The organism is Nocardioides iriomotensis (assembly GCF_004168035.1).
In the GTDB taxonomy this organism is placed as follows: Bacteria; Actinomycetota; Actinomycetes; order Propionibacteriales; family Nocardioidaceae; genus Nocardioides_B; species Nocardioides_B iriomotensis.
In genome coordinates this window covers 39,994-64,800 of the sequence record NZ_SDPU01000007.1, presented here as the reverse complement: position 1 = coordinate 64,800, position 24,807 = coordinate 39,994, and the positions used below count along the sequence as shown (strand labels likewise).

The 24,807-nt window shown below is 72.6% G+C and carries 22 protein-coding genes; 12 read left to right on the top strand and 10 right to left on the bottom strand.

Annotation, left to right across the window (positions count from 1 at the left end):
• Positions 1 to 112 precede the first annotated feature (112 nt).
• The 4 genes from ETU37_RS01710 to ETU37_RS01695 all read right to left on the bottom strand — a co-directional run bounded on the left by ETU37_RS01710 (position 113) and on the right by ETU37_RS01695 (position 3,867).
• Complete coding sequence (locus ETU37_RS01710) at positions 113 to 748, bottom strand: alpha/beta hydrolase (RefSeq protein WP_129985143.1); 636 nt, start codon at positions 746 to 748, stop codon at positions 113 to 115.
• Positions 745 to 1,257, bottom strand: coding sequence for a VOC family protein (locus ETU37_RS01705; protein ID WP_129985142.1), 513 nt, complete (start codon positions 1,255 to 1,257; stop codon positions 745 to 747). The genes ETU37_RS01710 and ETU37_RS01705 overlap by 4 nt, the downstream gene beginning before the upstream one ends.
• Positions 1,254 to 1,859, bottom strand: coding sequence for a YceI family protein (locus ETU37_RS01700; RefSeq protein ID WP_129985141.1), 606 nt, complete (start codon positions 1,857 to 1,859; stop codon positions 1,254 to 1,256). The genes ETU37_RS01705 and ETU37_RS01700 overlap by 4 nt, the downstream gene beginning before the upstream one ends.
• A gap of 241 nt (positions 1,860 to 2,100) precedes the next feature.
• Positions 2,101 to 3,867 carry an ABC transporter substrate-binding protein gene (locus ETU37_RS01695; RefSeq protein WP_129985140.1) on the bottom strand — a complete coding sequence of 589 codons (1,767 nt, stop codon included), beginning with the start codon at positions 3,865 to 3,867 and terminating at the stop codon, positions 2,101 to 2,103.
• Positions 3,868 to 3,951: 84 nt separating this feature from the next.
• Between ETU37_RS01695 and ETU37_RS23530 the strand changes: the two genes are divergently transcribed.
• Complete coding sequence (locus ETU37_RS23530) at positions 3,952 to 4,587, top strand: CGNR zinc finger domain-containing protein (protein ID WP_165372354.1); 636 nt, start codon at positions 3,952 to 3,954, stop codon at positions 4,585 to 4,587.
• 12 nt (positions 4,588 to 4,599) lie between these two features.
• Here ETU37_RS23530 and ETU37_RS01685 read toward each other — a convergent pair whose 3' ends face one another.
• Positions 4,600 to 5,418, bottom strand: a complete 819-nt coding sequence (locus tag ETU37_RS01685; RefSeq protein ID WP_129985138.1) for a DICT sensory domain-containing protein — start codon at positions 5,416 to 5,418, stop codon at positions 4,600 to 4,602.
• An 85-nt stretch (positions 5,419 to 5,503) separates the two neighbouring features.
• Here ETU37_RS01685 and ETU37_RS01680 point away from each other — a divergent pair, with 85 nt between their 5' ends.
• From ETU37_RS01680 to ETU37_RS01655, 6 genes are all read left to right on the top strand, one after another.
• Positions 5,504 to 6,412 carry an NAD(P)H-binding protein gene (locus ETU37_RS01680; RefSeq protein WP_206053634.1) on the top strand — a complete coding sequence of 303 codons (909 nt, stop codon included), beginning with the start codon at positions 5,504 to 5,506 and terminating at the stop codon, positions 6,410 to 6,412.
• Between the two features lie 230 nt (positions 6,413 to 6,642).
• A complete protein-coding gene (locus tag ETU37_RS01675) occupies positions 6,643 to 7,146 on the top strand; it encodes a CPBP family intramembrane glutamic endopeptidase (RefSeq protein WP_206053633.1) in 504 nt (167 codons plus the stop codon).
• Complete coding sequence (locus ETU37_RS01670; protein ID WP_129985136.1) at positions 7,143 to 8,099, top strand: SDR family NAD(P)-dependent oxidoreductase; 957 nt, start codon at positions 7,143 to 7,145, stop codon at positions 8,097 to 8,099. The genes ETU37_RS01675 and ETU37_RS01670 overlap by 4 nt, the downstream gene beginning before the upstream one ends.
• 124 nt (positions 8,100 to 8,223) lie before the next feature.
• A complete protein-coding gene (locus ETU37_RS01665; RefSeq protein WP_129985135.1) occupies positions 8,224 to 10,482 on the top strand; it encodes a putative bifunctional diguanylate cyclase/phosphodiesterase in 2,259 nt (752 codons plus the stop codon).
• 43 nt (positions 10,483 to 10,525) lie between these two features.
• On the top strand, positions 10,526 to 11,116 hold the full coding sequence (locus tag ETU37_RS01660; RefSeq protein WP_129985134.1) for a DNA-3-methyladenine glycosylase I: 591 nt from the start codon (positions 10,526 to 10,528) through the stop codon (positions 11,114 to 11,116).
• Positions 11,117 to 11,317: 201 nt separating this feature from the next.
• The gene (locus ETU37_RS01655; RefSeq protein WP_129985133.1) at positions 11,318 to 11,575 is read left to right on the top strand and encodes a hypothetical protein; all 258 of its coding nucleotides are present in this window, start codon (positions 11,318 to 11,320) and stop codon (positions 11,573 to 11,575) included.
• Positions 11,576 to 11,603: 28 nt separating this feature from the next.
• Here the strand turns inward: ETU37_RS01655 and ETU37_RS01650 are convergent, their stop codons facing one another.
• Positions 11,604 to 12,008 carry a PaaI family thioesterase gene (locus tag ETU37_RS01650; protein ID WP_206053631.1) on the bottom strand — a complete coding sequence of 135 codons (405 nt, stop codon included), beginning with the start codon at positions 12,006 to 12,008 and terminating at the stop codon, positions 11,604 to 11,606.
• Positions 12,009 to 12,085: 77 nt separating this feature from the next.
• Here ETU37_RS01650 and ETU37_RS01645 point away from each other — a divergent pair, with 77 nt between their 5' ends.
• Entirely contained in the window at positions 12,086 to 13,114 is a 1,029-nt protein-coding gene (locus tag ETU37_RS01645; RefSeq protein ID WP_129985132.1) for a 5'-3' exonuclease, read from the top strand.
• A gap of 9 nt (positions 13,115 to 13,123) precedes the next feature.
• Here the strand turns inward: ETU37_RS01645 and ETU37_RS01640 are convergent, their stop codons facing one another.
• Both ETU37_RS01640 and ETU37_RS01635 read right to left on the bottom strand, forming a co-directional pair.
• Positions 13,124 to 15,139, bottom strand: coding sequence for an FG-GAP-like repeat-containing protein (locus ETU37_RS01640; RefSeq protein ID WP_129985131.1), 2,016 nt, complete (start codon positions 15,137 to 15,139; stop codon positions 13,124 to 13,126).
• A gap of 134 nt (positions 15,140 to 15,273) precedes the next feature.
• Complete coding sequence (locus ETU37_RS01635; protein ID WP_129985130.1) at positions 15,274 to 16,647, bottom strand: NADP-dependent succinic semialdehyde dehydrogenase; 1,374 nt, start codon at positions 16,645 to 16,647, stop codon at positions 15,274 to 15,276.
• A 134-nt stretch (positions 16,648 to 16,781) separates the two neighbouring features.
• Between ETU37_RS01635 and glgX the strand changes: the two genes are divergently transcribed.
• The 3 genes from glgX to ETU37_RS01620 are packed head-to-tail and all read left to right on the top strand — an operon-like array spanning position 16,782 to position 22,327.
• On the top strand, positions 16,782 to 18,914 hold the full coding sequence (gene glgX, locus ETU37_RS01630; RefSeq protein ID WP_129985129.1) for a glycogen debranching protein GlgX: 2,133 nt from the start codon (positions 16,782 to 16,784) through the stop codon (positions 18,912 to 18,914).
• Between the two features lie 31 nt (positions 18,915 to 18,945).
• Positions 18,946 to 20,355 carry a sigma 54-interacting transcriptional regulator gene (locus ETU37_RS01625; RefSeq protein ID WP_129985128.1) on the top strand — a complete coding sequence of 470 codons (1,410 nt, stop codon included), beginning with the start codon at positions 18,946 to 18,948 and terminating at the stop codon, positions 20,353 to 20,355.
• A 1-nt stretch (position 20,356) separates the two neighbouring features.
• On the top strand, positions 20,357 to 22,327 hold the full coding sequence (locus ETU37_RS01620) for a vWA domain-containing protein (protein ID WP_129985127.1): 1,971 nt from the start codon (positions 20,357 to 20,359) through the stop codon (positions 22,325 to 22,327).
• Between the two features lies 1 nt (position 22,328).
• On the opposite strand, the gene ETU37_RS01615 is transcribed toward ETU37_RS01620, so the two are convergent.
• Positions 22,329 to 23,207: an alpha/beta fold hydrolase gene (locus tag ETU37_RS01615; RefSeq protein ID WP_129985126.1), complete on the bottom strand. Its 879-nt coding sequence runs from the start codon at positions 23,205 to 23,207 to the stop codon at positions 22,329 to 22,331.
• A 74-nt stretch (positions 23,208 to 23,281) separates the two neighbouring features.
• Entirely contained in the window at positions 23,282 to 23,848 is a 567-nt protein-coding gene (locus ETU37_RS01610; RefSeq protein ID WP_129985125.1) for a T6SS immunity protein Tdi1 domain-containing protein, read from the bottom strand.
• A gap of 94 nt (positions 23,849 to 23,942) precedes the next feature.
• Here ETU37_RS01610 and ETU37_RS01605 point away from each other — a divergent pair, with 94 nt between their 5' ends.
• On the top strand, positions 23,943 to 24,800 hold the full coding sequence (locus tag ETU37_RS01605; protein ID WP_206053630.1) for an SGNH/GDSL hydrolase family protein: 858 nt from the start codon (positions 23,943 to 23,945) through the stop codon (positions 24,798 to 24,800).
• Positions 24,801 to 24,807 lie beyond the last annotated feature (7 nt).

Sequence of the window (24,807 nt, the reverse complement as noted above, 5' to 3'; positions counted from 1 at the left end):
GGCGTTGCCGTCACTCGACGGGCCGCCGGCCCGCCTTCGCTCCGGCGCCTTGCCATCGCACGCACCGGACGACGCTCGCGACGGCCAGAATTGAGAGACACGCCCTCTACCTTCAGGCGGGTGCGAGGAGAGTCCGCTCCAGCCAGTCGCCGAGCACCGAGACGGTGCCGGACGTGATGCCGTGCCCACCGGGGTCCCGGTGGGCGGTGAGCACGGCGCCGGAGGCGTCGTGCAGGTAGGTCCACGTGCGGTCGAGCAGCGGCCGCGGGATCACGTGGTCCTGGTCGCCCTGGGCCACCAGCACCGGTACGCCGGCGAGGCGGTCCTCGTCGACCGGCACCCCCGCGTCGAACGGCAGGGTGCCGAACAGCACGGCCGCGCCCGCCCAGCGGCCCGGGTCGGACAGCAGCAGGCCGCCGGCGAAGGCGGCGCCGCCACTGAACCCGACCAGGGCCACGGGGCGTCCCTCGGGTGCGACGTCGTCGAGCCAGCCGCGGAACCAGGTCATGGTCTCCGCGAGCGACTCGGGCAGGGGTCGGCCGATGCCGCGGTTGGCGAACCAGGCGAACCCGGGTCCCTCCGCGATGGGTGCGCGGACCGCGGCGTACGCCGCACCGGCCGGGAGGTAGGGCGCGAGGCCGACGATCTCCCGCTCGTGGGAGCCGCGGCCGTGCAGCAGGACGACGAGCGGTGCCTCCGGGTCGGAGGCACCGTGCGTCGCCACGGTGGCTGCGGGGAACGCGGTCACGAGCGCGGGTCCAAGGGGACCAGCTCGGCGGCCGTGCGGACGCCGGCCCAGCGGTCGACCTCGGCGGCGAGGTCGAGGCGCTCCACGGGTGCGGCGTTCTCGTAGGCGCCCCACTGCGCACGGGGGAGCATCCACATGACCTCGAACTCGTTGCCGTCGGGGTCGTGCGCGTAGATGCTCTTCGTCGCGCCGTGGCTGGACTCGCCGCCGTACGCGCCGAGCCGCACGAGGGTGGCCTTGGCCTCCTCGAGCGCCTCGATCGTGTCGACCTGCCAGGCCAGGTGGTACAGCCCCAGCGAGCCGCGCGGCCGCGGCTGCTGGGACCCGACGCCGAACAGCCCGAGGTCGTGGTGGTTACCCGACCGCGGCAGGCGGAGGAAGGCCGCGTTCGCACGCGGCTCCTCCGCCACCACCTCCATGCCGAAGGCCTCCCGGTAGAACGCGAGCGAGCGCGTCAGGTCCGAGACGAAGAGGACGGCGTGGTTGAGCCGTACGGCGTCGACGCTCATGCCTGGGCCGGAGCGGCGATCGCGGAGATGTCGAACTCGAGCTTGACCTTCTCGCTGACCAGCACGCCACCGGTCTCGAGGGCGGCGTTCCAGCCGAGGCCCCAGTCCTTGCGGTTGACGGTGACGGCGCCCTCGAAGCCGGCGCGCTGGTTGCCGAACGGGTCGGTGGCGGAGCCGGTGTACTCGAAGGTGATGGTGAGGGGCTTGGTGACGTCCTTGATGGTCAGGTCACCGGTGAGCTCCCAGGTCTCGGCGTCGACGAGCACGGCCGAGGTGGAGGCGAAGCGGATCTCGGGGTAGGTCTCGGAGGCGAAGAAGTCGTCGGAGCGGAGGTGCGCGTCGCGGTCGCCCTGGTGGGTGTCGATGCTCGCGGTCTTGACGACGATCTGGGCCGACGAGCCGGCCGGGTTCGCGGAGTCGAACGTCGCGGAGCCCTCGAACTCGTTGAACTGGCCGCGGACCGTGGTGACCATCGCGTGGCGGGCGGAGAAGCCGACCCGGCTGTGCGCGGCGTCGATCGTGTAGACGCCGTTGAGCGGCGTGGTCGCCTCGGTGGCGACGGGGGCGTCGGCGGTGGCGGTGGAGCGGTTGAACAGACCCATGATGTGTTCTCCTCTGTGGCTTGAAGGTTCAATCAATGTAGAGGGAGCAAGATTGAACCGTCAAGTATTCCGGGGTGTGGGCCACCTCACAGCCACGGGTACCCGCGTCGTGCCGGGCTGCACCAGGCGCACGACGGCCGGTGAGGACGGGTGGTGGTTCCGTCCTCACCGGCCGTGCCGGCCGACGCCCTGAGGTCGACCGGGGCCTGGCCCCGGGTCCTGGCCGGGGCGGTCGCGAGCGCTACTGGCTGATGTACATCCGCGAGAACGTCGGCATGCCGCGCACGTTGTCGTTGACCATGCCGCCGACCTTCGAGCCGCGGATCATCGCGGTGCCGCCGTACCCGGTGTTGACCGCGGGGTAGTACTCGGTCTCCATGGTCTTGTCGAACTGGCCCCAGGCCTTGGGCGCCTCCTCCGGAGTCAGGGTGTCGAGGATCCGGTCCTGCTCGGCGTCCATCTCCTTGACCTTGAAGTTGGCCGGGTTGGGCATCCCCTCCAGGCCGACGAGGCTGCCGGACCACTGCGCCGGGAACCAGGTCGCGCCGGCCGGCCAGTCCGAGCACCAGCCGCTGGAGCGGACGTTGATCGGGCTGTTGTAGTCGGTCCGGTCGGTGCGGATCGTCTCGACCGTCGAGGCGATCGGGGTGGCCTTGAAGCCGCCCGCCTCCAGGCCCTTCGCGATCGCGTCCTTGGCGGCGACGGCGGCCTCGTCATCGGCCGCGAAGAGGTACTTGATCTCGTAGCCCTCGGCGCCGGCCTCCTTCAGCAGGGCCTTCGACTTCTCGGGGTCGGTGGTCTGACCGTCCTGGCCGGGCAGCGCCTCGTACTCGGTGCGCCCCGCGGTGCCGGGCGGGAGGATGGAGGTGCCCGGGACGCGGGTGACGCCGACGATCTCGCCGGCGGCCTTCCACGCGTCGACGTACGGGTAGGCCCAGCCCAGCGCCTGCCGCACCTTGAGGTCCTTGATCTTCGTCATGTCGATGAACCACATGAACGTGCAGGGCGAGGTGCCGGTGACGAGCCGGTCCTTGTCCTGCTGGATCTGCCGGTACGACGACGCCGAGACGTTGTCGTAGGTGAGCGTGGTCTGCGCCGAGCCGTTGTCGTTGATGATGACGTTCTCGAGCTTCGCGGTGTCCTGGGCGAACCTGAAGTCCCAGCCGTCGACGGCCTGGATGCGGCCCGGGTCGGTGGCGGGGTCCCACTGGTCGTTCTTGACCAGGGTCAGGCTCGAGCCCGCCTTGTAGTCGGCGAACTTGTAGGGCCCGGTGGCGAGCGGGTGCTGCCCGTAGGTCTCCGGGTTGTCCTTGGCCTCCGGGATGGCGGTGAACTGTGGGAACGACGCGTAGTAGTCCATGTCGCTGAACGGGCGGCGCATCGTGATCGTGATGTCGTTGCCGTTCACCGTGACGCCCTGGTAGTCGTCGCCGTCGGAGAACGGGCCCTTGTACGTGTCGCCGTCGAGGAAGAACGTCGTGTTGTACGTCGGCCCGTCGGGGAGCTCCGCGATCGCGAACGAGCGCTTGATCGCGTACGCGACGTCCTCGGCCTTCACTGCGGTGCCGTCCTCGTACTTGAGGCCGTCGCGCAGCGTGAAGGTCCACTCGGTGTTGTCCTCGTTGGGCCGCCCGAGGTCGGTGGCCATGTCGGGGACGAGCTGCATGTCGTCGCTGGTCGGGTCGTAGACGAACTGCGTCAGGGACCGGGTGACCAGGTCGGAGAGGATCGCGGTCGAGTCGGTGTAGTAGGCCTGGGTCGGGTCCAGGGTCGACGGAGCGACGGCCGTCAGCACCGTGAGCGTGCCGCCCTCGGTGGCGTCGTCCGGCAGTGCCACCGGCCCCTCGGCCTCCGCGTTCTTCGCCGAGCCGGCCGCGCCGCCGGCACGGAACGTCTCGTCCGCCGACGGACCCCCGTCGCTGCCCGACCCGCCGCCGCAGGCGGCCAGCGTCACGAGGGAGGCGGCCGCGAGTGCGGCCGCCGCCCCGCGACGTCGTGCGTTCGTCATGAGTGCTCCTAACCAGTTAGACGGATCTAAACGGTTAGGAGGACACCATGTGCGTTGATAACGAATCAAGGCACAATTGGCGGCGTGCACTGGATCGAGCTGGACGGCGTGACGCTTCCGAAGCGGCTGGGCGGCCACCCCGCGCTCGACTTCTGCAACACCTGGGCCGGCTGGGGCGACGTCACCGAGGTCGAGGACGCGCGGCGCGAGTGGCTGAAGTCGTACGACGTGCTGGTCGCGTGGTCGGTGTACGCCGGGCTGGTCTCCCGCGACGATGCCGACGTGCTGCGCCGACGCGCGGCACGCCGCAAGGCGGAGGCCGCGACGGTGCTCGAGCGCGCCCGCGCGCTGCGCGTCGCCGTGCACGACGCGGTCCTCGACCCTGCCGACGCGGACGCGCTCGCCGCCCTCACCCCCGAGGTACGGCGGGCCGGCGCACTGGTCGACGTCGTGCCGGCCGGTCCCGACGCGGACGCCGGGGCGGACCTCGCCGTCGGCCTGGAGGCCGGTCTGGAGCTGCCCGTCCTCGCGGCCGCCTGGTCCGCGGCGGGTCTGCTCAGCAGCCCCGACGTCGCGAAGGTGTGTGCCTGCCCGGGCATCGACTGCGGCTGGCTGTTCCTGGACACCCGGGGCCGTCGCCGCTGGTGCGACATGGCTGTCTGCGGCAACCGGGCGAAGGTCGCTGCGCACGCACGACGGGCCAGGGAGCGCACCGCCTGAGCGGCCGGATGGTCATGCGACGGCGTCCACGTACGCCACGACCCGGCTGAACAGCGCCGTCGCCGCCGCCAGGTCGGTCTCGGGCGCGGTCGGCTGCGCGGACAGCTCCTCCGCGAGGTCGAGGTCGCCGGCGACGGTCGCGCAGACCCGGGCGGCCGCGCGCACGGCGGAGGGGTCGACGGTCCAGATCGCCTCGAACACCCGGTCGCCGTCGGCGAGGCCGGTCTGGCCGGGCGGCTCCCAGGCGGCGAGGACGGCGCACAGGGCGGGCCCGTCGCAGCCGACCACCCACTCGCGGCGCATCGGCGCGTCGTCGGGCAGGTGTTCCTCGGCCGCGACCAGGACCGTGCGGCGGGCGGTGCGGGCGAGCTCGGTCCAGCGCGCCGCGGCGGCGGCGTACCGGTGGGGCTGCTGGAAGGACCCGAACAGCACCGGTCCCTGCGCGCGGGCACAGCACTCGTCCTCGATCGCGCGGGACAGCGCGACCAGCGTGGCGCGGCGCAGCCGGGTCGGCGTCAGGTGCGGGTGGGTGCGGCGCAGGGTGGCGAACACCGACGGCACGGCCGGGGTGGGCTCCCGGTCCCGGCACGCCTCCGCGACGGCGACCTCGAGGCGGACGCCCTCCGCCCGCCGGCGCAGCACGCGCTCGACGGCGGCCACGTCGGACGGGGCGTACCTCCGGTGCCCGCTCGGCAGCCGCAGCGGACGCGGGAACCCGTGCCGGGCCTCCCAGGTGCGCAGCACCTCGGGCGTGACGCCGGTGCGCCGGGCGAGCTCGCCGATCGTCATCGCCCCCGGCGGGACAGGTTTGGCCTCAGGAGTGACGGGCACGGGAGGAGGGTAAACCTCGACAGCGTGTTGAGGTAAGTGCTGAACTATTCGCGACGACGATGCGCGAGCATAGGGAGGTGGCCGGGTGGCCGCGGAGAAGCCATCGGTGCTCGTCGCCGGCGCCAGCGGGTTCGTCGGCCGCCGGCTGACCGCCGCGCTGGTCGAGGCGGGGCACCCGGTCCGGGCGATGACCCGCCGGCCCGAGCGCTACGAGGGCCCGGGCGAGCCGGTCCGGGGCGACGTCCTGGACCCGTCTTCGCTGGCCACGGCGCTCGAGGGGTGCACGGCGGCGTACTACCTCGTGCACTCGCTCGACTCGCCCGACTTCGAGCGGATGGACGCCGACGCGGCGACCGCCTTCGGCGAGGCGGCGGGTGACGCCGGGCTCGAGCAGATCGTCTACCTCGGCGGTCTCGGCCGCGACCGCGACTTCGAGCACCTCTCCGCCCACCTGCGCAGCCGCCGCGAGGTCGAGGGCCTCCTCGGCGCCGGCGGCGTGCCCGTCACCGTGCTGCGCGCCGGCATCGTCGTGGGCTCCGGCGGCATCTCCTGGGAGATCACCCGCCAGCTCGTGCAGCACCTGCCGGCGATGGTCACCCCGCGCTGGGTCAACACCCGCACGCAGCCGATCGCCGTCGACGACGTCGTCCGCTACCTCGTCGGCGTCCTCGGCAACGCCGACGCGCTCGGCGAGGTCTTCGAGGTCGGCGGCCCGGAGGTGCTGCGCTACGCCGACATGCTCAAGCGGGTCGCCCGGATCGAGGGCCGGCCGCTGCCGATCGTCCCGGTGCCGCTGCTGAGCCCGAGCCTGTCGTCGCGCTGGCTGGCGCTGGTGACCGACGTCGACTCCGAGGCCGGCCGCAACCTGGTCGAGTCGATGAGCACGGAGGTGGTCGTGGAGGACGACAGCATCCGCCGCGTCGTACCGTTCGATCCCATGGGGTACGACGACGCCGTCCGGGCCGCGCTCGCCGAGCACAGGAGCCCGCGCTGAGAGCCCTCGTTGCCCGGCTGCGGGGCCGGCTGCCGAAGCCGATCACCCACGTCGCGCCTGTCGTCCACGACGAGGCGGCGGCGATCGTCCGGCGCCGCCGGCGGATCGTCGCCGGCGTCTCGGTCGTCGGCGCGAGCCTGCTGGGCGCCGGGCTCTCGACCAAGCCCGGCTCGCGGGAGTTCTACGGCACCACGCTCACCGTCGCCGGCGTCTGGACGGTCGGCGGCCTCGTGTCCGGGCCGCTGCACCTCGGCTGGATCGAGGGCCAGGACGACCGGCTCCGCCGGCCCGTGGTCACGCCGGTCGCCACCGGCGTCGCCGCGTTCGGGTTCTTCTACGGCTGCGCCCTGGTCGCCCAGAAGATCCCGCTGCTCGACCGCGCCATCTCGCGGGTGCTCGTCTTCGCCGAGGAGGGCGACGAGCCGCTCGTCCTGCTGACCACCCTGGCCAACGGGCTCGGCGAGGAGGTGTTCTTCCGGGGAGCGCTCTACGCCGCGCTCGGCGACGACCACCCGGTGGTGAAGTCCACCGCCGTCTACGCCCTGGCCACCTCGACCACCCGCAACCCCGCGCTGGTGCTGGCGGCCGGCGTCATGGGCAGCCTCTTCGGCCTCCAGCGCCGCGCCTCCCAGGGTCTGCAGGCGCCGGTGCTCACCCACCTGACCTGGTCGGCGCTGATGGTGCGCTACCTGCCGCCGCTGTTCCGCCGCGCCCACGACGAGGAGCCCCGATGAGCGCGCTCACCCGGGCGCTCGACACCGCGCTCGACCGCACGGTCGTGCCCGGCTACAGCAGCATCGGCTACCGCCTGCGCCGCACCTGGTGGCCCGACGACCCGCGTCCTGAGGCGCTGGCCGGCAAGGTCGCCCTGGTCACCGGCGCCGGGTCCGGGCTCGGGCAGGCGACCGGGCTCGGTCTCGCCCGGCTCGGCGCGACCGTGCACCTGCTCGTCCGCGACGAGGCCAAGGGAGCGGCCGCGGCCGACGCGATTCGGGCCGAGGTGCCGCAGGCGGAGGTGCACGTGCGGCTGTGCGACGTCTCCGACCTCTCCGCCGTACGCCGGTTCGCGGAGGCGTTCGCACGGGAGGTGCCGCGGCTCGACGTGCTCGTGCACAACGCGGGCACCCTCCCGGCCGAGCGCACCGAGTCCGTCGACGGCCACGAGCTGACCGTCGCCGTGCACGTGCTCGGCCCGGTGCTGATGACCGAGCTGCTCCGCCCGGTCCTGGCCGGTCACGACGCCCGGGTGGTGCTCGTGGCCTCCGGTGGGATGTACGCCCAGCGGCTGCCCGCGGACGACCCGGACTACCGGCGCGGGGAGTACCGCGGCACCACCGCCTACGCCCGCTCCAAGCGGATGCAGGTGGCGCTCGCGCCGCTGCTGCAGGAGCGCTGGCGGTCCGACGGCATCGCCGTGCACGTCATGCACCCGGGCTGGGCGGCCACCCCTGGCGTGACCTCGTCGCTGCCGACCTTCGCCAAGGTCACCGGGCCCGTACTACGCGACGCGTCGGCCGGCGCCGACACGGTGGTCTGGCTGGCGGCCTCCGAGCCCGCGCCCCCGGGCGGCCGGTTCTGGCACGACCGGGCACCCCGGACCACGCACTACCGGCGGGGCACCCGGGAGACGGCGCAGGAGCGCGACCAGGTCTGGCGCTGGGTGCTGGACGCCGTCGGCCTGGACTGACCGCGTCCGGGCGGCGTCCCGGCGGGCGGGCCGGTCCGCGTGTTCCGGCGACGCGCAGCGGCCCGCGCCCCTAGCATCGAGGCGCTGCCCCACGCCCTCTCGCGCCCGGAACGGGGGTCATCAGGTGTTGCTGTCCGGCACCGCGTCCGACCGCGTGGTCCGTGTGCTGGTGACAGTCGTCGCCGGCCTCGCGCTCGTCGTGACCGTGCACAACCTCCCGGCGATCCGCCCGTCGCACACCTTCATCCCCTGGGTCGACGGCTGGGTGCAGGGCTCCTGCTTCGTGCTCGCGGCCGTGCTGTGCCTGCTGCGGGCGGCCCGGCGCGACGAGGACGCCTGGCTGTGGCTGTGGATCGGCCTCGGCCTGTCGGCGCGTGCCCTCGGGTTCGTCACCTACTTCGGCTGGGTCCGGTTCGTGGTGCCGCCGGTGTACCCGTCGCTCGCCGACGCCTTCTGGCTGCTCACGCCGGTGCTGATGATGGTCGGGCTGGTGCTGCTGGTCCGGTCGCGGTTCTCCTTCGTGTCCGCCGGCATGGCGCTCGACGGCATCGCGACGGCCCTGTTCGCGGGTGGCGTGGCGGTGGCGCTGCTCGGACCGACCCTGCTGGGGCGGGTGGGTGGCGCACCGTCCGTGGTGTTCACCAACCTCGCCTACCCGGTGCTCGACATCGCCCTGCTCATGGTCGTCGCGTCCGTGCTGGCGGCGTACCGCTGGCAGCCGCCGCTCCCGATCTGGGCGCTCTTCGCCGGCGTGCTGAGCTTCGTCGTGGTCGACACGGTGTTCCTGGCGCAGATCACCGCCGGCACGTGGCGGCCGGGCACCCTGCTCGTCGGGTTCACGTTGCTCACCAACTTCGTGCTCGCCGCGGCCGGCTTCCTCCCGTCCCGGCCCGCGGTCCGGCGCGAGCTGCTGCCGACCCTCGCCGTGCCGGGCGCGCTCGCGCTGCTGTGCGTGACCGCCCTCGTGTACGCCGCCGTGAGCGACGCCCTGGTCGTGGCCAGCGTGCTCATCGGGCTCGCGCTGGTGGTCGTGCTGGCGCGGACGACGCTCACGTTCCGCACCGTCGTGGGCGTGGCCGCGGGCCGCGAGGACCGCGTCGACGAGCTCACCGAGGTGCAGAGCCGACGCGCCTTCCACGAGCACCTCGGTCGCACCCTGCGCGGCCGGTCACGTCAGCTGCCGCTCGCCCTGCTGATCTTCGACGTCGACGACTTCAAGGCGGTCAACGAGGCGCTCGGGCACGCTCACGGGGACCGGGTGCTGCGCCAGGTCGCGGACCGCCTGCTCGACGTCCTGCGGCCGGCCGACCGGCTGGGCAGGATGAGCGGCGACGAGTTCGCGATCCTGCTCGAGGCCGCCGACGCCGAGGTGGCGCTGGCGACGGCGGAGCGGATCACCCTCGCGATGCGGCGCCCGTTCCCGACCGCCGGCCGAGAGCTCGACGTGTCCGCCAGCGTCGGCATCGCGGTCTTCCCCGGCGACGGGACCGAGCCCGGCGAGCTGCTGCAGCACGCCGACCTCGCGATGTACGAGGCCAAGGTCAACCGCGTCGGGCACAGTCTCTACCGGCCCGAGCCGCACCGTGCCAACCTGGTGCGCCTGGAGTCCGTGGAGCGGATCCGCCGGGCGATCCAGGCGGACGAGATCGTCCTGCACTACCAGCCGATCGTCCGCCTCGACAGCGGCGAGGTGCAGGGGTTCGAGGCGCTGTGCCGTTGGCAGAACCCTGATCTCGGGCTCGTGCCACCGGCCGGCTTCCTCCCGCTCGCCGAGAGCGGCGGGCTGATGCGGCTGCTCACCCTCAACGTGCTCGGCCAGGCCGTCCGGCAGGCCGCCGACTGGCGTCGCCTCGGCCATGACGCGACCGTCGCGGTGAACCTCTCGGTCACGAACCTGCTCGACGTCGCCTTCCCCGACCAGCTCGCGATGCTGCTGGAGTCCGAGGGACTGCCCGGCCAGTCACTGGAGCTCGAGCTGACCGAGGACCTGTTCATGGCCGACCCCGACCGGGCCCGCGGGGTGATCCGCGACCTGCGCTGGCTGGGCGTGCGGATGATGGTCGACGACTACGGCACCGGCTACTCCTCGCTCGGCTACCTGCGCGACCTGCACGAGATCACCGGACTCAAGCTCGACCGGTCGTTCGTCACGCACCTCGTCGACGACCAGCGCGCCGCGGCCATCGTCGAGTCCACGCTGACGCTGGCGCGCTCGCTCGACCTGCGGGTCGTCGCCGAGGGCGTCGAGACGGCCGCGGCCCGCGACCGGCTGGCCGATCTCGGCTGCGAGCTGGCGCAGGGCTACCTGTTCGCGCGCCCGGCCCCCGCGGCGGTGCTGACCTTCGACGGCATCGAGGAGGCCCGCGCCCGACCGCGCGGCTAGGTGGTCACCGGGGTGGTCGGCGGGCCGTACTAGGTTCACCCGCATGCTCGTGATCGGCGACGACGGCCTGGCCCGGCCCACCTGGGCCGCGACCGACCCGCTCCTGCGCGACTACTACGACACCGAGTGGGGGATGCCCGTCCGCGACGAGCAGGGGCTGTTCGAGCGGCTCAGCCTCGAGGCGTTCCAGTCCGGCCTGTCCTGGGCGACGATCCTGCGCAAGCGGCCGGCCTTCCGCACCGCCTTCGACGGCTTCGACCCCGACCGGGTGGCGGCCTACGACGCCGGCGACGTCGAGCGGCTGATGGCCGACGCCGGCATCGTGCGCAACCGGCGCAAGATCGAGGCGACCGTCACCAACGCCCGCGCGACGGTGGCGCTGCGCGAGGACGGCGGCCTCGCCGACCTGGTGTGGTCGTTCCGGCCGCCCGCGACGCCCGCCCCCGCGTCGTACGACGAGGTGCCGACACAGTCCGCCGAGTCGAAGGCCCTCGCGAAGGCGCTGCGCGGCCGCGGGTTCGTCTTCGTCGGGCCCACGACGATGTTCGCCCTGATGGAGGCCGTCGGCATCGTGGACACCCATCTCATCGGGAGCCACCGGCGCGGGACCTCGGGCATCTGGGCCACAAGGTAAACAAATAGGTCAAATCCTCGGGTCGCCCTTGAGTCGGTCCTCCCGTTCGACCGATATGTCTCATGTCAGGTGGACGCAGAGATCCAGCGGATCCGGCGGGGGCCGGGAGTTCACAGGGTTCGACGGGACCGGTACGGCCGAAGCGGTGCTTGGGAGGCGATCGCTCCGGTACTGTCACCGGTGTTGAGAAAGGCCTGCACTGTGGATCGTTGCTCGCACTGCCGTAACCGGATCAAGCCCCACCACGCCACGGCGGGGCCGGCCAACGCCGAGAACTCCTACCACGCCGACTGCTGGGCCGAGGCCAAGGACCTAGCCGTCGTGACCTCCGAGCAGCAGCAGCTGGAGTACCAGCGCCGCATCGCCAGCGAGGGCCTGACCGGCCTGCTGTCGCCGTACGTCTCCGTGTTCCCGCAGCAGCGCGAGCCGGGCTCGGCGTCGAACCCGGTCTCCGTCTGAGCCCTCGCGGGCTGCTCGGGGCCGGTCGTCAGCCGGTCAGGTTCTGCAACCGGACCTGACCGCGCGCGACCGTCCGCCCCTCGGCGTCGACGGTCTCGACCACCCAGACCTGCTGGGAGCGGCCGCGGTGCAGCGGCACGGCGGTCGAGGTGAGCTCGCCCTCGCTGACCGCGCGGTAGAAGTCGGTGTTGTTGTTGACTCCGACGACCTTCCCGCGGTCGCCCCACCAGACGCTCGCGCCGACGCTGGCCAGCGTCTCGACGACCCCCGCGTGCGCGCCGCCGTGGACGATGCCGAACGGCTGGTGCAGCGCCTCGGTCGCTGTCCACGTCGCGACCACCCGGTCGCCGGTGGCCTCCTCGAACCGGACGCCGAGGTACTCCGTGAACGCGCCACCGGCGTTGGTCATGCCGACCTCCATCTCGCTGGTCATGATCGCGATCCTAGGCAGCACCGCCTGGCGTCCGACCCTCCGCCCGGCTGTCGGTCGATCACCTTAGGCTGTTCCCGATGGCTCCCACCCTGCTCGCGATCGACGGTAACTCGGTGCTCCACCGGTGCTTCCACGCCTCGGCGCGCACCGGGTTCCGCACCGCCGACGGGCAGGCGGCCTGGGCGGTGCGCGGGTTCCTGTCGATGCTGGGCGCCGCCGTCGACCGGGCCTGTGCCGACGCCGTCGTGGTCGGGTTCGACGACCCCGACGTCAGCCACCGCCGCACCCGCTGGCCGATCTACAAGGCGCACCGCGACCCCAAGCCCGCGACGCTCGACGAGCAGCTCGAGACCGCGGTGCACGTGCTGCGCGACCTCGGCGTCGTCGTCGTCCGTCCCGACGGGCTGGAGGCCGACGACGTGCTCGCCTCGGCCGCCGCGTGGGCGCCGAGCGTCGGCGCATGCACGGTCATCGCGACGTCCGACCGCGACTCGTTCGGGCTGATCGACGACAACACCCGCATGCTGCGCATCCTCAACGGCGGCGTCGACGCCTCGCCGATGCTCGATCCGCACCGGCTGACCCTCGTCGCCGGGGTCCGCCCCGAGCAGTACCTCGACTACGCCGCGCTCCGCGGTGACGCCTCCGACAACCTCCCCGGCGTGCGCGGCTTCGGTCCCAAGACCGCGGCCAAGCTGCTGGCGGCGTTCGCCACCGCCGAGGAGGCCTTCACCGAGGCCGCTACCGACGGCGAGCGCTGCCGGGCGGCCGTGGGCAAGGCGCTCGCCGCGACGCTCGCGACGAGCGAGGCCCGGGCGGCGTTCCAGCTCAACCGGGCGGTGATGACCATGCACCGCGACGTGCCCCTCGGCCTCGACATCCCGCGCGGTGTCGGCCGGCTCCCGCTCGACCTCGAACAGGTCCGCAGCGTGCTGGCGCGGTTCGACCTGCGCACGCCGTCACTGGTCCGGGCGCTCACCGGCGCCGAGCCGCCGGAGCCGCGCCCGGTCGACGTCGACACCGCCTGGCGGCCGCCGCGGGCGCGGTCGGCCGCCCGTTTCCCGCCGCTGCCGAAGCAGCCGGAGCCCGACCCGACGCTGTTCTGAGTCGAGTCGCTACCTGCCGACCGTGCTGGTAGCGGTCGCCCGGTCGTTGGCGGTGTTCCGGTCCCACGACGTGCTCGTGACCGTCGCGGTCGAGGTCAGCGTGCCCTTCGTGGCCGTGACCTTGCCGGTGATCGTGAAGGTCCGGCTCGTGCCGGCTGCCAGCGTGCCGACGGGGCAGGTGAGCGTGGTCGACCCGGTGCAGCCGGTGGCCTTGGCCGAGGTTACGCCGGACGGCACGGTCTGCGCGAGGACGACACCGGTCGCGCCGGCCGGACCGGGGTTCGAGACCACCGTCGTCCACGTGATCGTGCCGTTCTTCCTGACGCTTGCCGGCCCGGTCGTGCTGACGGCCACGTCGGCCGGTGTCTCGACGGTCCAGGAGCGGGTCGCGGGGAAGGGGTCGGCGACGCCGTACGTCGAGACGGCGCGGACGCCGAACGTGTGGGGCCCGGCCGCGAGGCCGTACTTCGTGGCCGGTGAGGTGCACGCGGTCCACAGGCCGCCGTCCCACTGGCACTGGAAACCGGCCGCCGACGTCGTACCGGAGTCGAACGCGAAAGACGCCGTGTCGGAGCGCACCGTGCCGGTCGGCCCGCCGGTGATGACGGTGTCCGGCGCGCTGACCTGGAAGCCCTGGTACTCCGGCGTCGGGTCGACGTTGCCCACCAGGTCGACGGCGCGGACCTGGAAGGAGTGGGCGCCGGCGGTCAGCCCGCTGTAGGTCTTCGGGCTCGTGCAGGTCGTGAACCGCGGCTCCTGGTCGAACTGGCACTCGTAGCTGCCCGCCTCGCTCGACGTGAACGTGAAGGTCGCCGTCGGGTCGGGCGTGCCTCCCGAGGGGCCGCTCGTGATCGTCGTCTGCGGGGGCGTCGCGTCGGTGCCGGCGGGTGAGTGCCGCAGCAGCACGACGCCTTGGTTGTAGTCCGCGATGCCGACGTCCGCCTGCCCGTCGCCGCTGACGTCGCCGACGGCAAGGCCGTCGACGGGGTAGTGGCTCGCGTAGGGGATGGCGAACAACGTCTCCGCCGGGTTGGTGCCGGGGGTCAGGTCGTAGACGCCGAGCCGGTTCCAGCCGCCGTGCAGCACCAACAGGTCGTCCCGGCCGTCACCGGTCACGTCGGCCGCCTCGATCGTCTCGGGGATGTCGTAGCTGGTCAGGGCCTGGGGGGCGCCCAGCACGCCGTTCGGTGTCTGCTCCCGGGTCACCACCCGCGCGGTGGGGGAGTTGCCACCGGTCGTCACGTGCACGTCGAGCCGGCCGTCACCGTTGGTGTCGCCCAGGGCGAGGCCGTTGACCGTCTCCCACCCGGAGACGCCGCCGGACAGGTAGGTGACCGGCGCTGCGAACGAGAGGTCGGGCTGCTGCGCGCGTACCTCGACGGTCCGGCCGAGGGCGCTGACGATGTCGGGCAGTCCGTCACCGGTGACGTCGCCGACCTCCACCTCCGTGGCGTTGCCGGTGCTGACCTCGGCGGTGGGTCTGGCCGACATCAGGTCGCCGAAGATCTGCCAGTACACCCGGATCCCGGCGCCGGTGTTCACGACCAGGTCGGCCTGACCGTCGCCGCTGACGTCGACCACCTCGAGGTCGCGGGCACCGGGCGGCAGGAACGACCAGTCGTAGCGAAGAGTCCCGCCCGCGACCTGGTCCCAGAGCTGCACGCCCGCCTTGCTGGTGAGCACGACGTCGTTGTCGCCGTCCCCGTCCAGGTCCGAGATGCCGATCGCCAGCTCGTTGGCGGAGGTCGCCGCGGCCGCGTGGGCGTACGACACCGGAGCGGCCAGCGAGCCGTCGGCGGACTGCGCCATCACGACGAGGCTGGTGTCGGTGGTCGCGACGACGTCAGCGCGCCCGTCGCCCGTCACGTCGCCGAACGCCACGCCGCGCACGGATGCGGGCAGCGCCTGGGTGACGTGCGGCTGGAAGAGTCCGCTGCTCACGGCGGCCTGCGCGGTGGGTGGCGCCAGCGCCAGCCCGATGAGAGAACCAGCTACCAGCAACGACGACGTACGACCACGACGCATGCGCGCGCCTCCCCCTGACGACGACAGTTCCCCGAGAGTAGGGCCGGACGCAGGGGGACGACATGGGCCAAACGGGTCATACGCGACACGGCCCGGACCAGACCGGTCCGGGCCGTGTGGTCGAGTGGAATGGCTCAGGCGATCCAGACGGTCTTGATGTTGCAGAACTCCCGGATGCCGTGGTCGGCGAGCTCGCGGCCGTGCCCGGAGGCCTTGATGCCGCCGAACGGCAGGGCCGGGAACGACGCCACCATGCCGTTGACGAACGTCTGCCCGGCCTCCAGGTCGCGGATGAACCGCTCCTGCTCGTCGGCGTCGTTGGTCCAGGCGTTGGAGCCGAGGCCGAAGCGGGTGCCGTTGGCCAGGCTGACCGCCTCGTCGATGTCGGCGACGCGGTAGACGGACGCGACCGGGCCGAACACCTCCTCGTCGTACAGGTCCATGTCCTCGGTGAGGTCGGCCAGGATCGTCGGCGGGTACCACCAGCCGCCGCCCTCGGGCCGTTCGCCGCCCAGCACCACGGTCGCGCCCTTGTCGACGGCGTCCTTGACCAGCGTCTCGACGTCCTCGCGGCCGCCCTCGGTGGCCAGCGGGCCGACGTCGGTGCCCTCCTCCATCGGGTCGCCGACGACGAGCGCGGACATCTCCTTGGCGAAGTGCGCCAGGAACTCGTCGTACACGTCCGTGTGCACGATGAACCGCTTGGCGGAGATGCAGGACTGGCCGTTGTTCTGGGTGCGGGAGGTGGTCGCGACCTTCGCCGCCTGGGCCAGGTCGGCCGACGGCATCACCACGAACGCGTCGGAGCCGCCGAGCTCGAGGACGACCTTCTTCAGCGACTCGCCCGCGGTGCGGCCGACCGCGACGCCGGCGCCCTCGGAGCCGGTCAGCGTGGCCGCGGCGACGCGGTCGTCCCGGATGACGGCCTCGACCTTGCCGCTGCCCATGAGCAAGGTCTGGAAGACGTCGTCGGGGAAGCCGGCCTCGCGGAACAGGTCCTCCATGAACAGCGCCGTCTGCGGCACGTTGCTGGCGTGCTTGAGCAGCCCGACGTTGCCGGCGGCCAGGGCGGGCGCGGCGAAGCGCATCGCCTGCCAGAGCGGGAAGTTCCACGGCATGATCGCGAGCACGACGCCGATCGGCAGGTAGCGGGCGTAGGCCTTGCTGGCGTTGACCTTCGACGCGTCGACCGGCTCGTCGGCGAGGATCGACTCGGCGTGCTCGGCGTAGTAGCGCAGCACCGACGCGCACTTGCCGACCTCCGCGGCGGCGGCCTTCTTGGTCTTGCCCATCTCGAGCGTCATCAGGGCGGCGAGCTCGTCGACCCGGTCGTCGAGGATCTGCGCCGCGGCGGTGAGCCAGCCGGCCCGCTCGGCGAACGACGTGAGCCGGTACGACGCGGCGGCGGCCGCGGCCCGGGCCAGTCGGTCCTCGAGCTGCTCGTCGGTCAGCTCGTCGAACGTGCGGAGCACCTCGCCGGTGCGGGGATCGGTGGTGGAGATGGCCATGGGCCCAGGCTTCCACGCATCCGGGCCCGAGAAAAGTGCGGAATCCGTCGCCCTGGGTCGTGGCGGACGCGACACGTGATCGTCACCAGGGGTGGGTACGGTGCGAGCACGCAGCCGCGAGGGAGAGGGAACGCATGGAGATCTGGCCGGGCAGGCCGTACCCGCTGGGTGCGACGTACGACGGTTCGGGCACGAACTTCGCACTCTTCTCGGAGGTGGCGACGAAGGTCGAGCTCTGCCTGATCGACGACGGCGGCCGGGAGCGGCGCGTCGAGATGGCGGAGACCGACGCGTTCGTCCACCACGTCTACCTGCCGGGCGTGCAGCCGGGTCAGCGCTACGGCTACCGCGTGCACGGCCCCTACCGGCCGGCCGAGGGCCACCGCTGCAACCCGACCAAGCTGCTGCTCGACCCCTACGCCAAGGCGGTCGACGGCCAGATCGACGGCGACGAGTCGCTGTTCTCCTACCGGTTCGGCGCCCCGGACAAGTTCAACCGGCGCAACAGCCGCGGCCACAACATGCTCGGCGTGGTGGTCAACCCGTTCTTCGACTGGGGCAACGACCGGAACCCCCACCACGAGTACCACGACACGGTCATCTACGAGGCCCACGTCAAGGGCCTGACCATGCGGCACCCCGACGTGCCCGAACCCATCCGCGGGACCTACGCCGGCATCGGCCACCCCGCGACGATCAAGCACCTCAAGAAGCTCGGCGTCACCGCCATCGAGCTGATGCCGGTGCACCAGTTCGTGCAGGACACCACGCTGGTCGACAAGGGCCTGGCGAACTACTGGGGCTACAACACGATCGGTTTCTTCGCGCCCCACAACGCGTACTCCGCCTCCGGCCAGCGCGGCCAGCAGGTGCAGGAGTTCAAGGCGATGGTGAAGGCGCTGCACGAGGCGGACATCGAGGTGATCCTCGACGTGGTCTACAACCACACCGCCGAGGGCAACCACCTCGGGCCGACGCTCTGCTTCCGGGGCATCGACAACGCCGCCTACTACCGACTCGTCGACGACGACAAGGCCCACTACTACGACACCACGGGCACCGGGAACACCCTGCTGATGCGGCACCCGCACGTGCTGCAGCTGATCATGGACTCGCTGCGCTACTGGGTCACCGAGATGCACGTCGACGGCTTCCGGTTCGACCTCGCCTCGTCGCTGGCCCGTCAGTTCCACGAGGTCGACCGGCTCTCGGCGTTCTTCGACCTGGTCCAGCAGGACCCGGTCGTCAGCCAGGTGAAGCTGATCGCCGAGCCGTGGGACGTCGGCGAGGGCGGCTACCAGGTCGGGAACTTCCCGCCGTTGTGGACCGAGTGGAACGGCAAGTACCGCGACGTGGTCCGGGACTACTGGCGCGGAGAGGGGTCGACGCTGGCGGAGTTCGCGTCGCGCATCACCGGCTCGTCGGACCTCTACGAGCACTCCGGCCGCAAGCCGATCGCCTCGATCAACTTCGTCACCGCGCACGACGGCTTCACCATGCGCGACCTGGTGTCCTACAACGAGAAGCACAACGACGCCAACGGCGAGGACGGCAACGACGGCGAGAGCCACAACCGGTCCTGGAACTGCGGCGCCGAGGGCGAGACCGACGACGAGGAGGTCAACGCCCTGCGCGCCCGGCAGCACCGCAACTTCCTCGCCACGCTGCTGCTCTCGCAGGGTGTGCCGATGATCCTGCACGGCGACGAGCTCGGCCGCAGCCAGGGTGGCAACAACAACGTCTACTGCCAGGACAACGAGACCTCCTGGGTCGGCTGGGACCTGTCCCCGTCGCAGGAGGAGCTGCTCGCGTTCACCCGGCGTGTCGTCGCGCTGCGCCAGGAGCACCCGGTGTTCCGGCGTCGTCGCTTCTTCGCCGGTGAGCCGCCGCAGCACGGTGAGCCGGCCGACATCGCCTGGTTCACACCCTCGGGCACGACCATGGGCTCGGAGGACTGGCAGAACCACCACGCCCGCTCGATGCTCGTCTTCCTCAACGGCGAGGCCATCCCCGAGCCCAACCAGCGTGGCGAGAAGGTCCTCGGCGACTCCTTCCTGGTGGCCTTCAACGGGCACTACGAGCCGCTGACGTTCACGCTCCCCGACGAGGTGTACGGCGAGGGCTGGCTGGTCGCCCTGGACACGGCCGACGACACCGCCGGCAGCGTCTCGATCTTCGAGGACGCGACCACGCTGCTGCCCGGCGTGGAGTTCCAGGTGTCCGACCGGTCCCTGGTCGTGCTGCGGAGGCCGCGCCACGGCTCGTGACCGCTTGCCGGTCAGGCGTAGGTTCGCTCACATGAGCCGACCCACGACGCTGGGTGCCCTCCGCGACACCGGCTACCGCTCCCGGCCCGTCAAGGCCGAGATCCGCGACAACCTCCTCACCAAGCTGCGCGCGGGCGAGCCCGCGTTCCCCGGCATCGTCGGCTTCGACGACACCGTGCTGCCGCAGCTCGAGAGCGCCCTGCTCGCCGGCCACGACCTCGTGCTCCTCGGTGAGCGCGGCCAGGGCAAGACCCGCCTGATGCGCACCCTCGCGTCGCTGCTCGACGAGTGGACGCCGTACGTCGAGGGCTGCGAGATCAACGACGACCCGGTCGCCCCGGTCTGCTCGCGCTGCCGCCGGCTCGCCGACGAGCTGGGCGACGACCTGAGGATCGCGTGGCGGCACCGCGACGAGCGGTACGTCGAGAAGCTCGCCACCCCCGACACCAGCGTCGGCGACCTCGTCGGCGACGTCGACCCGGTCAAGGTCGCCGAGGGCCGCACGCTGGGCGACCCGGAGACCGTCCACTACGGCCTGCTGCCGCGCACCAACCGCGGTGTCTTCGGCATCAACGAGCTGCCCGACCTCGCCGAACGCATCCAGGTCGCGATGTTCAACGTGCTCGAGGAGCGTGACATCCAGGTGCGCGGCTACAGCCTGCGGCTGCCGGTCGACGTGCTGCTGGTCGCGAGCGCCAACCCCGAGGACTACACCAACCGCGGCCGGATCATCACGCCGCTCAAGGACCGGTTCGGCGCCGAGATCCGCACCCACTACCCCGACGAGGTCGAGCAGGAGATCGTGCTCGTCGCGCAGGAGGCCGAGGTCGTCGCCGACGTGCCGGTCCACCTCATCGAGGTGGTCGCCCGGCTGACCCGCGGCCTGCGGGAGTCCCCGTCGGTCGACCAGCGTTCGGGCGTGAGCGCGCGGTTCGCGATCGCGGCCGTCGAGGCGCTCGCCGCCTCGGCGCTCCGGCGCAGCGCCCGCACCGGCGAGGACGACGCCGTCGCCCGCGTCTGCGACCTGCCGGGCGTGCTGCCCACGCTGCTGGGCAAGGTCGAGTTCGAGATGGGCGAGGAGGGCCGCGAGGAGGAGGTCGTCGCGCACCTGATGCGCGTCGCGGTCGCCGAGACGTTCCGCGAGCGGCTGCACGGCCTCGACCTCTCCGGCTTCACGGACCTGTTCGCCGAGGGCGCGACGGTCGAGACCGGTGAGCTCGTCACCAGCGACGAGCTGCTGCGCCAGGTCGGCACGGTGCCCGGCCTCGCCAAGGTCCTCGACCGGCTCGGGTACGGCGACGTCACCAGCGACGTCGACCCGCCGGGGCCCGGCCAGGTGGCCGCCGCGGTCGAGCTCGTCCTCGAGGGCCTGCACCTGACCCGCCGCATCGACAAGTCGCCCGCCCACGACGGCTCGGGCCGGTCGGTCTACGGAGCCTGACGTGCCACGCCACGGCCACGGCACCGGCCGCTTCCGCTACGGCCCGTGGCACGGCGGGCCCGACCCGCTCGCCCCGCCGTACGACGTACGCGCGGCGCTCGACGAGGTCGGCCGCGACGTGCTCGCGGGCGGCTCGATGCGCGAGGCGCTCGCCGACCTGCTGCGCCGCGGCTTCGACGGACGCCGCGGCCTCGACGAGCTCGCCGCCCGCGCCCGCCGGATGCGCAACGCCGCCCGCCGACGGGGCGACCTCGGCGGCACCCTCGACCAGGTCCGGGCCGCGCTCGACCAGGCGCTGGCCGACGAGCGCGACACCCTGGCGGCCGAGGACGGCGAGGACGCCCGCTGGGCCGAGATGGAGCTCGCGACCGTCCCCGACGACACGGCAGGAGCCGTGCGGGCGCTCGCGGACTACCAGTGGCACTCGCCGACCGCGAAGCAGACCTACGACTCGATCCAGGACATGCTGCGCCGCGAGGTGCTCGACGCGCAGTTCGCCGGGATGGCCCAGGCCCTGCAGGACCCCGACCCCGCGATGATGCAGGCGGTCAAGGACATGCTCGCCGACCTCAACAACCTGCTCGCGGCGCACGCCCGCGGCGAGGACACCGAGGACAAGTTCCGCGAGTTCATGGACAAGCACGGCGACCTGTTCCCCGAGCAGCCGGAGAACGTCGACGAGCTGATCGACGCGCTCGCCCGCCGGCAGGCCGCGGCCGACCGGATGATGGCGTCGCTGTCGCCCGAGCAGCGCGCCCAGCTCGGCCAGCTGATGAGCGACGCGCTGTCCGACCCCGACCTCGCCTCGCAGATGGCCCAGCTCTCCGACAACCTGCGCGCGCTGCGACCCGGCATGGACCGCGGCCCGGTGCAGATGCGCGAGGGCGGCGAGCCGATGGGCTACAGCGACGCGGTCCAGGCCGTCGCCGAGCTCGCCGACCTCGAGGCGCTGGAGCAGGCGCTCGCGATGGACCGCCCCGGCGGCACCCTGGACGACGTCGACGTCGAGGTGCTCGAGCAGCAGCTCGGCTCGTCCGCGGCCGCCGACTTCCAGGCGCTGCGCGAGCTGGAGCGCGAGCTCGAGCGCCAGGGATACGTCACCCGCGGCGACGACGGGGTCCGCCTGACGCCGCGGGCCGTCCGGCGGCTCGGGGAGACCGCGCTCAAGCGGGTGTTCGCCCAGATCGACGCCGCCTCCTCCGGTGACCACGCCGACCACCGCACCGGGTCGGCCGACGAGCTCACCGGCTCCTCCCGGGCCTGGGAGTTCGGCGACGAGCTGCCGATCGACGCGGTGCGCACGGTCGGCAACGCGCTGCGCCGCGGCGCCGGCATCCCGGCGCGGCTGCACGTCGACGACTTCGAGGTCGTCGAGACCGAGCGTCGTACCTCCGCCGCCGTCGCGCTCTGCGTCGACCTGTCCTTCTCGATGGTGCAGGAGGGCCGCTGGGGGCCGATGAAGCAGACCGCCCTCGCGCTCTCGCACCTCGTCGCTACCCGGTTCCGGCAGGACGCCCTCGAGATCATCGGCTTCGACCGGACCGCCCGACGGCTCGACCCCGTGCAGCTCGCCGACGTCGAGCCCGAGTGGGTGCAGGGCACCAACCTGCAGCACGCGCTGATGATCGCGGCCCGACACCTGCGCCGGCACCCCGACGCCGAGCCCGTCGTGCTGGTCGTGACCGACGGCGAGCCGACGGCGCACCTCACCGCCGACGGCTACCCGGTCTTCAACTGGCCACCGACCCACGAGACCGTCCGCGCGACAGTGCGGCAGGTCGACGAGCTCGCGCGGTACGGCGCCGGCATCAACTTCTTCATGCTCGGCAACGACCCCGGGCTGGAGCGGTTCGTCGACGCGATGGCACGCCGCGCCGGCGGCCGGGTGTTCACCCCCGACCTGTCGCGGCTCGGCGAGTACGTCGTCGCCGACTACCTGCGAGTCCGCAAGGGCCGCCGGCGGGCCGGCTGACTCACGCCCCGTCGAGCACCTCGCGCAGCCTCGACGCGAACGCGTCGGGGTCGCCCTGCTGGCCGTACTCGCCACCGAGGAAGCCGCCGTGGTCGCTCGGGAACGACACGGCCTCCTGCCCCAGCAGGGCCGCGACCGCGCCCGCCGAACGAGCCGCGAGCTGCTCGCCGGACTCGACGCCGCGGGCCACGACCACGCGGGTACCGCTCGCCCGGATCGCCTCGACGTCGGGGACCAGCCGCACGCAGCTGCGGTTGTTCTGGCCGAGCAGCGCGTCGGTGCGGTCGCCGTCGTCCTCCGCCGGGAGGCCGAACATCGCCGGGTCCGGCGCGGGCTGCTCGAGGTAGGCCGGGGTGATCTCGCCCTGCTGCATCACCAGCGCGATGAACTTGGCCATGGCCGGGCCCATGCCCTCCTTCTGGTACGTCGCGCCGATGTCGTCGTTCGCGGCGAGCGCCCACTCGGCGTCAGGGAGGTTGACCACAGCCGGCGGCTCGTGCGCGACGAGCGTGCGGACCCGGCCCGGGTGCCGGGCGACCAGGGCGAGGCCGTTGACGGCCCCGCCGCTGCTGCCCATCAGGTCGACGTGCTCGACGCCGAGCGCGTCGATGATCGCCGCGATGTCGTCGGCGTGCTCCTCGGGCGTGGACTCCGACGCCGGCTCGTCCTTCACGCTGCGCTCGACACCGCGCGGGTCGTAGGTCACGACGGGACGGTCGGTGAAGTGCGACGCCAGCGTCGTGAACCCGGCGGCGCCCATCGGTGAGCCGACGAGCACGAGCACCGGGCGGTCAGGGGTCGCGTCCGCCACGTCGCCGCGGACGTCGTACGTCAGGGTGACGCCGGGGCGGGACAGCTGGTGGGTGGTCGGCTCGGTCATGGGGTCCTCCTCAGGGGTCTGGTGCAGGTACGACCGCCGGGGGCCCGCGAACTCATCGCGGCACCGGCCACCGGCTAGGAGATGCCCTGCCGGAGCTGCGCCGTCAGTGACCAGTAGACCTCCAGGTCGGTGATCTCCAGGTTCTCCACGTCGTCCTCCCCGCCGAGGAAGACCGGTGTCGTGTAGCCGGCGCACTCGCCGAACGCCAGGGGCTGGGCCGTCGTCTCCCGCCACTCGGCGTAGAAGTCGGACGCGAGGGCGGCGTCCGCGTGGTCGACCGCCTCCTCGTCGTGGAACCGCGAGAAGGGGACCGGGACCTCCAGCACCTCGCCGAACGCGACGTCGAGGAGCAGCACCTCGGGGTCGTCGTCCGCGCCGCGGGTGGGGTCCAGGCTGAGCTGATGGCCGAGCCAGTCGAACCCGAAGCAGGCCACCCGGCCGGCGAGCCCGGGGAACGCCTCGAGCACCATCGCGTCCGCACGGGCGGCCGAGGCCGCGGTGTGGAACCGGTAGAGGCCGTCCGCGAGCGTCGCGCCGGCGAGCTCTCCCACGACGGCTCGCACGCCGCTCGGCGGACGGCCGGCGTCCTCCGGCCCCGGGACGTCGGAGCGGGGGAACGAGCCGAGCAGCCGCGAGAACATCCGCACACCGTAGTGGTGCCCCGTGACCTCGTCCTGTCTTGCGCGTTGTCACTCCCAGTTGCACTGTGCAGACAACCGACCGAGGGAGTACTCCGTGCGCGTCCGCCTGCTCGTCCCCGTCCTCTCCGCGCTGATCGCTGCCGCCGCGCTCGCCGCCCCGACGCAGGCCGCGTCGGAGGACCCGCTGAGGTACGTCGCGCTCGGCGACTCCTACAGCGCTGCCTCGGGTGTGCTGCCGCCCGACCCGACGGCGGCGCCGCAGTGCGCGCGCTCCACGAGCAACTACCCGCACCGGATCGCCCAGCGGACCGGAGCCGCGCTGGTCGACGTGACCTGCGGGGGAGCCGACACGAGCGACTACTTCGAGTCGCAGTACCCCGGGGTCGCGCCGCAGCTCGACGCGCTCTCCAAGCAGGCCGACCTGGTCACGATGACGATCGGCGGCAACGACAGCGGCGTCTTCATCAGCACGATCCAGTCCTGCGGCGTGGCCGGCCTCAGCACGCTCGGGCAGGGCAGCCCCTGCAAGGAGAGGTACGGCTCGTCCTTCGCGGACACCATCCGCACCACGACGTACCCCGACCTGGTGAAGGCGCTGAAGGCGGTCCACCGTCGCGCGCCGAGGGCGGAGGTCGCGATCCTCGGCTACCCGTGGATCATGCCGAAGGCCGTCGGCTGCTTCGACCGGATGCCGGTCGCGACCGGTGACGTCCCCTACGTCCGGCACATCCAGTGGGTGCTCAACGACGCGGTGAGGCGCGCGGCCGCCGCCACCGGCACGACGTACGTCAACCTCAACAAGGTCTCCGAGGGTCACGACGCCTGCCAGCCGGTCGGTGTGCGCTGGGTCGAGCCGGTGCTGCAGGGCACGAACCCGGTCGTGGTGCACCCCAACGCGCTGGGCGAGGCCCGGATGGCGACGCGCGCGGTCCGGGTGCTCGGGCTCGGCTGACCCGCGG